The organism is Rhizobium sp. R635 (genome assembly GCF_002211285.1).
In the GTDB taxonomy this organism is placed as follows: domain Bacteria; phylum Pseudomonadota; class Alphaproteobacteria; order Rhizobiales; family Rhizobiaceae; genus Rhizobium.
Window position 1 is genome coordinate 42,130 of record NZ_LOKX01000009.1, and the last position, 10,797, is coordinate 52,926.

Below are 10,797 nucleotides of genomic sequence, written 5' to 3' on the forward strand. Positions count from 1 at the left end.
CTCCGTTCAGCCACCAGCCAGAAGACCGGGTTAACGAACAGCGCGGCTTATACGGATTTTTGCGCGAAAGGCAAGTGCAATCGGACGGCCAGGCCGACGCAGGCCGATCGGCCATGCCGGACCGTCATGGGATTATGATCACAGCGGCAGCGGATATTGCCGGTGCACCTTGGCGATCTCTGCCAGGACGTCGTCCGAAAGCGTCAGCTCGACCGCGCCGATATCGATCTTCAACTGTTCCATCGAGGTCGCGCCGATGATGGCCGAGGCCATGAAGGGTCTCGACAGGCAGAAGGCGAGCGCCATGGCCGCCGGGTCGAGGCCGTATTTGCGTGCGATCCCGATATAGGCCTTGGTCGCCGGCTCCTGCAGCGGCTGCAGGCGGCCGCCGATATCGTGGTTGATCGAGCCGCGCGAACCCTTCGGCCTTGCGCCATCGACATATTTGCCCGTCAGGATGCCGCCGGCGAGCGGCGAATAGGCGAGCAGCCCGACATCCTCATGGTGCGAGAGTTCGGCGAGGTCGAGGTCGAAGTGGCGATAGAGCAGATTGTATTCGTTCTGGACGCTGGCGATGCGCGGCAGGCCCTTCTGCTCGGATAGCGTCAGGTATTTCTGGATGCCCCAGGTGGTTTCGTTGGAAAGGCCGATCGCGCGGATCTTGCCTTCCTTCACCAGTGCGCCGAGTGTTTCCAGGATGTCGAGCATGTTGGCGACGGCCGTCTCGCGATCCTGGTTGAACGGATTGTAGCTCCAGTTCTGGCGGAAATGGAAATGGCCGCGGTTTGGCCAATGGATCTGGTAGAGATCGACGTAATCCGTCTTCAGCCGCGTCAGGCTTGCCTCGAGTGCCAGGCGTATGTTCTTCGCATCCGCGCCTTCGCCGCCGCGTATGTAGCCGCGGCCACGGCCTGCGACCTTGGTGGCGAGCACGATGTCACCACGCTTGCCTGATTTGCTGAACCAGGTGCCGATATAATCTTCGGTCCAGCCCTGTGTTTCGGCCGAGACCGGCGTCGTCGGATAAAGCTCGGCGGTATCGAAGAAATTGACGCCCTTCTCGACGGCATAATCCATCTGCGCATGAGCGTCGGTCTCGCTGTTCTGCGAACCCCACGTCATGGTGCCGAGGCAAATTTCTGAAACGGAGATATCGGTGCGGCCGAGCGAATTATACTTCATGGAAAAACCTTGGGAGCGATCTTGAGGTGAAAGCCTTGGGAAGTGCCCGCGCAAATCTAGGCCGGATTTGACGGAGCGCAAGAGCAAAACCGGGCTTTTGTGCCGGTGCGAAAGGCTTTGCAGAGAGCGGGCCGCCACTTGACTCTCCGGGAAAGAATGTCAATTGGAGGCAAAATAGCCTTGAGGGGCGCAACCAGGGATACGAGAATGACCATCGCTTTCACTTTTCCCGGCCAGGGCAGCCAGGCCGTCGGCATGGGTAAGGATCTCGCCGAGAATTTCGCGGAAGCGCGCGCCGTTTTCGAAGAGGTTGATGAGGCGCTCGGTGAGAAGCTCTCGGATGTCATGTTCAACGGTCCCGAGGACACGCTGACTTTGACGGCAAATGCCCAGCCGGCCTTGATGGCCGTCTCGATCGCCGTCATCCGCGTGCTTGAGGCCAAGGGCCTGGATCTGAAGTCCAAGGTTGCTTACGTCGCCGGCCATTCGCTTGGCGAATATTCGGCACTTTGCGCCGCCGGCACCTTTTCGCTCGCCGATACCGCGCGTTTGCTGCGCATTCGCGGCAATGCGATGCAGGCTGCCGTTCCCGTCGGCGTCGGCGCCATGGCCGCGATCATCGGCCTCGAACATGCCGATGTCGTCGCCGTCTGTGAGGAGGCCGCCGCCATCGGCGCCTGCCAGATCGCCAATGACAATGGCGGCGGCCAGATCGTCATTTCGGGCGAAAAGGCGGCGGTTGAAAAGGCCGCCGGCCTTGCGACCGACAAGGGCGCCAAGCGCGCCATCCTGTTGCCCGTCTCCGCTCCTTTCCATTCGGCGCTGATGGCGCCCGCTGCCGACGCCATGCGCGAGGCGCTGGCAAAGGTTGCCAAATCCGATCCCGTCGTCCCGCTGATCGCCAATGTTCGCGCGGCCCCGGTAAAGAACGCCGACGAGATCGCCGGCCTCCTGGTCGAGCAGGTGACCGGCCAGGTCCGCTGGCGCGAGACCGTGGAATGGTTCGCCGCAAACGGCGTCACGACGCTTTATGAACTCGGCTCCGGCAAGGTGCTGACCGGTCTTGCCCGCCGCATCGACAAGACGATCAACGGCGTCTCGGTCAATGGTCCCTCGGATATCGACGCGGCCGTCGCCGCGCTCATGGCCTGATTGCTATCTCCAGATATAAGGAACGCTTCCATGTTCGATCTTTCCGGCCGCAAGGCTCTCGTCACCGGCGCATCGGGCGGTATCGGCGAGGAAATCGCCCGCCTTCTCCATAAGCAGGGCGCGATCGTCGGCCTGCACGGCACCCGCGTCGAGAAGCTGGAAGCGCTGGCGGCCGAGCTCGGCGAACGCGTCAAGATCTTCCCGGCGAACCTGTCGGACCGTGATGAGGTCAAGGCGCTCGGCCAGAAGGCGGAAGCTGATCTCGAAGGCGTCGATATTCTCGTCAACAATGCCGGCATCACCAAGGACGGTCTCTTCGTGCGCATGAGCGACGAGGACTGGGACGCCGTTCTCGAAGTGAACCTGACCGCCACCTTCCGCCTGACGCGCGAACTGACGCATCCGATGATGCGCCGCCGCTATGGCCGCATCATCAACATCACCTCCGTCGTCGGCGTCACCGGCAATCCGGGCCAGGCCAATTACTGCGCCTCCAAGGCCGGCATGATCGGCTTCACCAAGTCCTTGGCGCAGGAGATCGCCACCCGTAACGTGACGGTCAATTGCGTCGCGCCCGGCTTCATCGAAAGCGCCATGACCGGCAAGCTGAACGACAAGCAGAAGGAAGCGATCATGGGGGCGATCCCGATGAGGCGCATGGGCACCGGTGGCGAAGTCGCTTCGGCCGTCGCTTACCTTGCCTCCTCCGAGGCGGCCTACATGACCGGTCAGACGCTGCACGTAAATGGCGGCATGGCGATGATCTGAAACGACAAACTGTCGGTGTGGGAGCAATTCCCGCCAATAGCATGTTGAGCAATCACGAACCGTTGATTTTCTGGCTTTGCGGCAGACATAAAGCATGTTAAGCGGGCCAATGACTGTCAGCAGTCGTCCCGAGAAAGCAGACGGACCGGCGGGCTTTTTGCAAGCCTGGGACATCTCTGAAGCCGGGTAAACGAGTTTGCCGAGGATGTCTGAAAACATCGCAGGCTGAAACAGGGTAGGGATGCCGTAATGGCATGCCGATCAGGACATAAGGTCGAGGAAACCGACATGAGCGATATCGCAGAACGCGTAAAGAAAATTGTTATTGATCATCTTGGCGTCGATGCCGACAAGGTCGTCGAGAGCGCCAGCTTTATCGACGATCTGGGCGCTGACTCGCTCGACACGGTCGAACTTGTCATGGCTTTCGAAGAAGAATTCGGCGTCGAAATTCCCGACGACGCTGCTGACTCGATCCTGACGGTCGGCGATGCCGTGAAGTTTATTGAGAAGGCCCAGGCCTGATCCTGAGCATTTGAGAAAGGGCGGGCCTGGAGTCCGCCCTTTTCTTATCGGCATATTTCTCCATAGAACATAAGAGACGGGGGAAAGCACGCGATGAGACGTGTCGTCATCACCGGTACCGGCATGGTATCACCCTTGGGATGCGGAACAGAGGTGACATGGTCCCGGCTGCTTGCCGGCCAGAATGGCGCCCGTCTAGTCACCGAATTCGAGGTCGATGATCTTCCCGCCAAGATCGCCTGCCGTATCCCGATCGGTGACGGCTCCGACGGCACTTTCAATGTCGATCAGTGGATGGAGCCGAAAGAGCAGCGCAAGGTCGACCCCTTCATCATCTTCGGCATGGCCGCCGCCGACATGGCGCTTGCCGATGCCGGCTGGCATCCCGAAACCGATGAGGACCAGATCGCCACCGGCGTGCTGATCGGCTCCGGCATCGGCGGCATCGAAGGCATCGTCGAGGCGGGTTATACCCTGCGTGACAAAGGCCCGCGCCGCATCTCCCCCTTCTTCATTCCCGGCCGCCTGATCAACCTCGTTTCCGGCCAGGTCTCGATCCGCCACAAGCTGCGCGGACCCAATCATTCGGTCGTCACTGCCTGCTCGACGGGCGCGCATGCGATCGGCGACGCCGCGCGGCTGATCGCGCTGGGTGATGCCGACGTCATGGTCGCCGGCGGCACGGAATCTCCCGTCAGCCGTATTTCGCTGGCAGGATTTGCCGCCTGCAAGGCGCTGTCGACCCAGCACAACGACGACCCGCAGAAGGCTTCGCGCCCCTATGACCGCGACCGCGACGGCTTCGTCATGGGCGAGGGCGCCGGCATCGTCGTGCTCGAGGAATTGGAACACGCCAAGGCGCGCGGCGCCAGGATCTATGCCGAAGTCGTCGGCTACGGCCTGTCGGGCGATGCCTATCACATCACCGCGCCGTCTGAGGACGGCGAGGGCGCCGGCCGCTGCATGGCGATGGCGCTCAAGCGCGCCGGGCTGACGCCGGCCGACATCGACTATATCAACGCCCACGGCACGTCGACCATGGCCGACACGATCGAACTCGGCGCCGTCGAGCGGCTGGTCGGCAATGCGGCGTCGAAGATCTCCATGTCTTCCACCAAGTCGGCGACAGGACACCTTCTCGGCGCCGCCGGCGCCATCGAGGCGATTTTCGCGACGCTCGCCATCCGCGACAATGTCGCGCCGCCGACGCTCAATCTCGACAATCCCGAACGCGAGACGGCGATCGATCTCGTTCCGCACAAGGCGCGCGCGAGAGAAATCAACGTGGCGCTGTCCAACTCGTTCGGATTCGGCGGCACGAACGCGTCGCTCGTGCTGCGCCGTTACGCGTAGCGGATACCCGGCGGGTATCCCCACGCCGCAGATAAGGCCGTCCTGTAGCCTGCAGAGCAGGGCGTGCGAAAGCACAGCGGGTAACCGCCGTCATTGAAACGGCGGCAGACCTGCTTTTGCCGCATTGCTTCGCGAAATAGCGAAGTGAAGGCCAAGTTTTAGAGGATTGCCGGTGAGCGATACGACGAACCAGAGCAACGATACGCAAGGGCAGAAGGGACCGATCATCCCGAAGTCGCCGAACGAAGCCCTGCGTCCGGAGCGCGTCCCGGAGCCGCCGAAGCGGTCCAAGAATGCCCGCAGCCAGGTCGTCCTTTTCCTGAATTTCATCATGACGATGGCGGTCCTGGTCTGCATCGTCGCCGTCATCGGCTTTTATTACGCCAAATCGACCTATCAAGGCCCCGGTCCGCTGCAGACCAACACCAATTTCATCGTCCGTAACGGCGCAGGTCTCGCTGAAATCGCCTCGAACCTCGAGCGCAACGCGATCATCACCGATGCCCGCATCTTCCGTTATCTCACCGCGACGCATCTTTCTGCCGGCGAGAGCCTGAAGGCCGGTGAATACGAGATCAAGGCGAGGGCTTCCATGAGCGACATCATGGAGCTTCTGAAATCGGGCAAGTCCATTCTCTATTCCGTCTCCTTCCCCGAGGGTCTGACGGTCCGCCAGATGTTCGACCGCATGCTGCAGGATCAGGTGCTGGAAGGCGACTTGCCGGCCGCGCTGCCGACCGAAGGTAGCCTGCGTCCGGATACCTACAAATTCTCGCGCGGCACCAAGCGCTCGGAAATCATCCAGCAGATGGCGGCAGCACAGCAGAAGCTCGTCGACCAGATCTGGGACAAGCGTGACGCGTCACTGCCGTTGCGCTCCAAGGAAGAATTCGTGACGCTCGCCTCGATCGTCGAAAAGGAAACCGGCGTTGCCGACGAGCGCGCCCATGTCGCCTCCGTTTTCCTCAACCGGCTCGGCAAGGGCATGCGCCTGCAATCCGACCCGACGATCATCTACGGCCTCTTCGGTGGCGAAGGCAAGCCGGCCGACCGGCCGATCTACCAGTCGGACCTGAAGCGGGATACGCCTTACAACACCTACGTGATCAAGGGCCTGCCGCCGACGCCGATCGCCAATCCCGGCAAGGATGCGCTGGAAGCCGTCGCCAATCCCTGGAAAACCCAGGATCTCTATTTCGTCGCCGACGGCACCGGCGGCCATGTGTTCGCGGCCACGCTCGAGGAGCATAATGCCAACGTCAAACGTTGGCGTAAGCTCGAAGCCGACAAGGGCTCGGACCCGAACATCGCAGTTGACGGCCAGCCGGAAGAGCCGCCAGCGGACAACGGCGCGGCCGCCGCGCCGCCGAAGAAAAAGAAGATCAACTGACAGATTTCGGGAGGCTCGCATGGCTCTGCAGTCCATGACCGGTTTTGCGCGGCGCGAGGGAACGAGCGGCCGCTGGCGCTGGGCCTGGGAACTGCGCTCGGTCAACGGCAAGGGTTTGGACCTGCGCCTGCGGCTGCCGCCCGGACTTGAGCGCATGGAGGCGGAGGTCCGCCGCCTTGCCGGCGAAAGCTTCAGCCGCGGCAACCTGCAGGCATCGCTATCGGTCACCGCCGACGAGAACCGTTTCGAGGCGGTGCTGAACAAGCAGGCGCTCGCCGCCGTGCTTGCCATGCGTGAGCAATTGGAGGGCGTGATCGACCCTGCGCCGCTGAAGCTCGATACGCTGCTTCTGGTGCGCGGCATCGTGGAATTTCGTGAAGGCGAGGACGGCGAGGAGGCGCTCGCCGCCCGCGACGCCGATATCGTCGCCGGCCTGCTGGCTGCCCTTGCCGATCTCAAGGCGATGCGCGAACAGGAAGGCTCGGCACTTGTCCGCATTCTCCTCGATCATGTCGCGACCATCGAAGGGTTGACGCGGACGATCGAGAGCGATCCCTCGCGCTCGCCTCAGGAGATCGCTGCCCGGCTTGCCGCGCAGGTTGCCTTGCTGGCGGAGGGCATGGCCGCGCTCGACCGTGACAGGCTGCATACCGAAGCCGCACTCTTGGCGACCAAGGCGGATCTGCGCGAGGAAGTCGATCGCCTCAAGGCGCATATCGCGGCAGCGCGCGATCTTCTGGTGAAAGGTGGTCCTGCCGGCCGCCGGCTGGATTTCCTTGCACAGGAATTTAACCGCGAATCGAATACCATCTGCTCGAAGTCGAATGCCTCGGCGGTCACTGCCGCCGGCATCGAATTGAAAGTCGTGATCGACCAGTTCCGCGAGCAGGTCCAGAATTTGGAGTAGGACATGAACCCGGCGAAAATCTCGCCCGTGCAGATCGCCCGCCGCGGTCTGATGCTTGTCATTTCGTCGCCGTCAGGCGCCGGCAAGTCGACGATCGCACGGACGCTTCTGGCGACCGACAAGCATATCGGTCTCTCCGTCAGCGTCACCACGCGCCAGCGCCGCCCGAGCGAGGTCGAGGGTGTGCATTACCTCTTCAAAAGCGTGCGCGAATTCGAGCGGCTGCGCGATAGCGATGCGCTGCTCGAATGGGCCGAGGTGCATGGCAATTTCTACGGCACGCCGCGCGAGCCGGTCGAACTGGCCATGGCCGAAGGCCGCGACATGCTCTTCGATATCGACTGGCAGGGCGCCCAGCAATTGCAGGAGAAGATGTCGGCCGACGTGGTCTCGATCTTCGTACTGCCGCCGACCATGACTGAACTCCAGTCGCGGCTGCACCGCCGTGCCGAGGATTCCGAGGAGGTCATCCAGACGCGCCTCGCCAACAGCCGCGCCGAAATCGCCCATTGGCGCGAATATGATTACGTCATCGTCAACGACGACCTCGATACCGCCTTCGACGCCGTTCAGTCGATCGTCAAGGCTGAACGCCTGCGCCGCGACCGCCGCCACGGCATGTTCGATTTCGTCCGTGAACTGCTGGAAGAGACGCCGTCTCTCTAAAGAGTGTTCGCAAGAAGGCAAAATTCCTCGACGGACAAGGTCTCTGCCCGGCGCGCCGGATCGATGCCTGCCTTGACGAGAAGGCTTTCGCCGCCGAGCGGCTTCAAGCTTTGACGCAGCATCTTGCGGCGCTGGCCGAAGGCGGCTTGCGTGACCTTTTCCAGATTGCTGACGGCGCAGGGGATGGGGTTTTCACGGGGAAGCAAGTGCACGACCGTGGAGGTCACCTTCGGCGGCGGCGTAAATGCCTGTGGCGGCACGTCGAAGGCCATGCGTGCCTGCGTCCGCCAGCCGCAGAGAACGCCGAGACGGCCATAATGGTCGTCGTCTTCGCAGGCGACGATGCGTTCGCCGACTTCCTTCTGGAACATCAGCGTCAGAGACTGCCAGAACGGCGGCCAGGCTTTCGGCAGCAGCCAGTTGACCAACAGCTGTGTGCCGACATTGTAGGGCAGGTTGGAGATGATCTTGACCGGGCCTTGCGGGGCCAATGCCTCGAAATCGGTCTTCAGCGCGTCGCCTTCGATCACCTCCAGCCGGCCAGGATAGTGATCGGCGATTTCGGCGAGCGCCGGCAGGCAGCGTGTGTCCCGTTCGACGGCGATAACCTTCTTGGCGCCGAGCGCCAGGATCGCACGCGTCAACCCGCCGGGGCCGGGACCGACCTCGAAGACGGTGGCCTCTTCGAGTGCGCCTGCCGTGCGGGCGATCTTCTGCGTCAGGTTAAGGTCGAGCAGGAAGTTCTGGCCGAGCGCCTTACGCGCATCGAGGCCGTGACGCTGGATAACGTCGCGAAGCGCCGGCAGGCCGTCGAGTGCTGCCATCAGCGGCGGCTTTCCATGCTGCGGCCGAGCTGAGCGGCAAGTTTCAGCGCCGCAACGAGGCTCTGCTCGCGCGCCAGTCCCTTGCCGGCGATGCCGAAAGCGGTGCCGTGATCCGGGGAGGTGCGCACGAAGGGGAGCCCGAGCGTGACGTTGACGCTGTCGTCGAAGCCGAGGGTCTTGGCCGGGATCAGCGCTTGATCGTGGTACATGCAGACGGCGACATCATAGCGCGCCCGCGCCTCGTCATGGAACATCGTGTCGGCGGGCAGGGGACCGATCGCATCGATACCCTCGTCGCGCAGACGCTCGATCGCCGGACGGATGATGGTCTCGTCTTCCTTGCCGATCGCCCCGCCTTCGCCGGCATGCGGGTTGAGGCCGGCGACAGCCAGCCGCGGCGCCTCTATGCCGAAGCGCTGCCTCAGGTCCTCATGGGCGATCCGGCAGGTTTCCATGATCGTTTCCTCCGTCAGCGCCTGCGGCACATCCCGCACCGGAATGTGGATCGTGACAGGAATGGCCCTGAGCTTCGGGCCTGACAGCATCATCACAGGCGTGACCGGCTTGCCTGTCGCCCTGGCGGCGAGATCGGCGAGAAATTCGGTATGGCCGGGAAAGCGGAAACCGGCATCGTAGAGCACGGCCTTGGAGATCGGATTGGTAACGACCGCGAGCGCCTCGCCGCCGATCACCAGCAACACGGCTCTTTCGATCGCCGTGATCGTGCCTTTCGCCGTCGCCTCATGTGGCTCGCCAGGCACCACTTCGATTCCGGCAGGTATCGGCATCACGGGCAGCGCGTCAGCAAAGAAGTCGGCTGCTTCGCTGGCTTTGTTGGTTTCACGGATCGAAACAGCGAGATTGAGCTGGCGGGCTCTCAATGCCAGCACATCGGGATCGCCGATCAGGAAAAAAGGCGGCAGGCCGAGTTCACGCCGCCGCAGCCAGGCCATCAGGGTGATGTCCGGGCCGATGCCGGCGGGGTCGCCCTGGCTCAGTGCAAGCGGTCGCGAAAACGGTGTCGCCATCGTCGGGTCAGCGGTAGGCGATCTGCGCCTTCTTGCGCAGTTCATCCAGGTATTTCTTGCTGTTGTCGTTTTCCGGGGGAGCGTCCTTATTGGACTTGGACTTGTCGAGATCCTCCTGCCGGAAGACCATTTCGGCGGCTTGGTCGTCGGAAACCTGGCGCTGGCTGCAGATCGCCAGATATTCGACCCCCTTGTCGGTGACGCGAGTCCCTGTCGTGTTGCCTTTGGCCTGCTCAACGAGCGGCTTCCAATCCGGCGGGATTTCGGGGGCGAGCATGCGGCCGAGGTCGCGCACGGAAACGTCGCGCATCGTCGCGGCAAAAACCTTTGCCTGATCACAGCCTGGGAATTTCGAGCGCGATGCTTCCGCCTCGCTCTTGCGTTTTCCGGTGATGGCGCCGCGCTTGGCCTGCGGAACGACGAAGATGATCTGTTGCAGCATGTATTCCGTCGTCACCGGCTTCTGCTTGTTGTTCTGCATCATGCGGGAGACGAGGTCGTAATTCGAGAGCCGCGACGTAGAGCCGTAGCGCGCATTGACGACGCGCGGCCAGCTCATCTGCACGGCAATGAAACCCTTGAAATGGTCGACACCGACGCCGGCGCGATCGAGGATCTGCGACATCTGTTCGACGGAAAGCTTGTTGCCGCTCGAGAAGCGCGCGAACGAGGCATCGACGTCCTGCTGTGAAACCGACATACGGACGCGGGCGACCTCCTGCCGCTTGAGCGTCTCGTCGATCAACTGCTCCTCGGCAGTCTTGGCGTCTGCCTTTGTATGCTGCAGCCGCAAGAAGGCCTGGCGCTTGGCGACATCGCCGCTGGTGATGGCAGTGCCGTTCACCACGGCCTTGACTTCGCTTGCGGCAAGCGCCGGGCCGGCAAAGCCAGCCAGAAGCGTAATCGTTGCCCCCGTGATGAAGGCTGTTATGGCTTTTTTCGCGTCAATCATCTGTTGACCTCCCGATGGCGCCGCGAGGCGTGTTCGCGGCGTTCTTACCA

11 protein-coding genes are annotated in these 10,797 nt (G+C 62.5%); 7 read left to right on the forward strand and 4 right to left on the reverse strand.

Features of this window, described 5'->3' with window-relative positions; translation table 11 throughout:
* Positions 1-138: 138 nt before the first annotated feature.
* Complete coding sequence (locus tag ATY78_RS09120) at positions 139-1,182, reverse strand: aldo/keto reductase (protein WP_088682022.1); 1,044 nt, start codon at positions 1,180-1,182, stop codon at positions 139-141.
* A 207-nt stretch (positions 1,183-1,389) separates the two neighbouring features.
* Here ATY78_RS09120 and fabD point away from each other — a divergent pair, with 207 nt between their 5' ends.
* The 7 genes from fabD (at position 1,390) to gmk (ending at position 7,943) form a co-directional block, all read left to right on the forward strand.
* Complete coding sequence (gene fabD / locus ATY78_RS09125; RefSeq protein ID WP_088682023.1) at positions 1,390-2,334, forward strand: ACP S-malonyltransferase; 945 nt, start codon at positions 1,390-1,392, stop codon at positions 2,332-2,334.
* A gap of 30 nt (positions 2,335-2,364) precedes the next feature.
* On the forward strand, positions 2,365-3,102 hold the full coding sequence (fabG, locus tag ATY78_RS09130; RefSeq protein WP_008522356.1) for a 3-oxoacyl-[acyl-carrier-protein] reductase: 738 nt from the start codon (positions 2,365-2,367) through the stop codon (positions 3,100-3,102).
* A gap of 288 nt (positions 3,103-3,390) precedes the next feature.
* Positions 3,391-3,627: an acyl carrier protein gene (locus tag ATY78_RS09135; protein WP_003547058.1), complete on the forward strand. Its 237-nt coding sequence runs from the start codon at positions 3,391-3,393 to the stop codon at positions 3,625-3,627.
* A gap of 93 nt (positions 3,628-3,720) precedes the next feature.
* Positions 3,721-4,980, forward strand: coding sequence for a beta-ketoacyl-ACP synthase II (fabF, locus tag ATY78_RS09140; RefSeq protein ID WP_088682024.1), 1,260 nt, complete (start codon positions 3,721-3,723; stop codon positions 4,978-4,980).
* A gap of 172 nt (positions 4,981-5,152) precedes the next feature.
* The gene (gene mltG / locus ATY78_RS09145; protein ID WP_088682095.1) at positions 5,153-6,370 is read left to right on the forward strand and encodes an endolytic transglycosylase MltG; all 1,218 of its coding nucleotides are present in this window, start codon (positions 5,153-5,155) and stop codon (positions 6,368-6,370) included.
* Positions 6,371-6,389: 19 nt separating this feature from the next.
* Positions 6,390-7,277, forward strand: a complete 888-nt coding sequence (locus ATY78_RS09150; protein WP_088682025.1) for a YicC/YloC family endoribonuclease — start codon at positions 6,390-6,392, stop codon at positions 7,275-7,277.
* Positions 7,278-7,280: 3 nt separating this feature from the next.
* The gene (gene gmk / locus ATY78_RS09155) at positions 7,281-7,943 is read left to right on the forward strand and encodes a guanylate kinase (protein ID WP_088682026.1); all 663 of its coding nucleotides are present in this window, start codon (positions 7,281-7,283) and stop codon (positions 7,941-7,943) included.
* Here the strand turns inward: gmk and rsmA are convergent.
* From rsmA to ATY78_RS09170, 3 genes are read right to left on the reverse strand one after another with little or no spacing between them, the layout of a single operon-like run.
* Entirely contained in the window at positions 7,940-8,767 is an 828-nt protein-coding gene (rsmA, locus tag ATY78_RS09160; protein WP_088682027.1) for a 16S rRNA (adenine(1518)-N(6)/adenine(1519)-N(6))-dimethyltransferase RsmA, read from the reverse strand. The two genes, gmk and rsmA, sit on opposite strands and share 4 nt — an antisense overlap.
* Positions 8,767-9,795, reverse strand: coding sequence for a 4-hydroxythreonine-4-phosphate dehydrogenase PdxA (pdxA, locus tag ATY78_RS09165; protein WP_088682028.1), 1,029 nt, complete (start codon positions 9,793-9,795; stop codon positions 8,767-8,769). The genes rsmA and pdxA overlap by 1 nt, the downstream gene beginning before the upstream one ends.
* A gap of 7 nt (positions 9,796-9,802) precedes the next feature.
* Entirely contained in the window at positions 9,803-10,747 is a 945-nt protein-coding gene (locus tag ATY78_RS09170) for a peptidylprolyl isomerase (protein WP_088682029.1), read from the reverse strand.
* Positions 10,748-10,797: the final 50 nt, after the last annotated feature.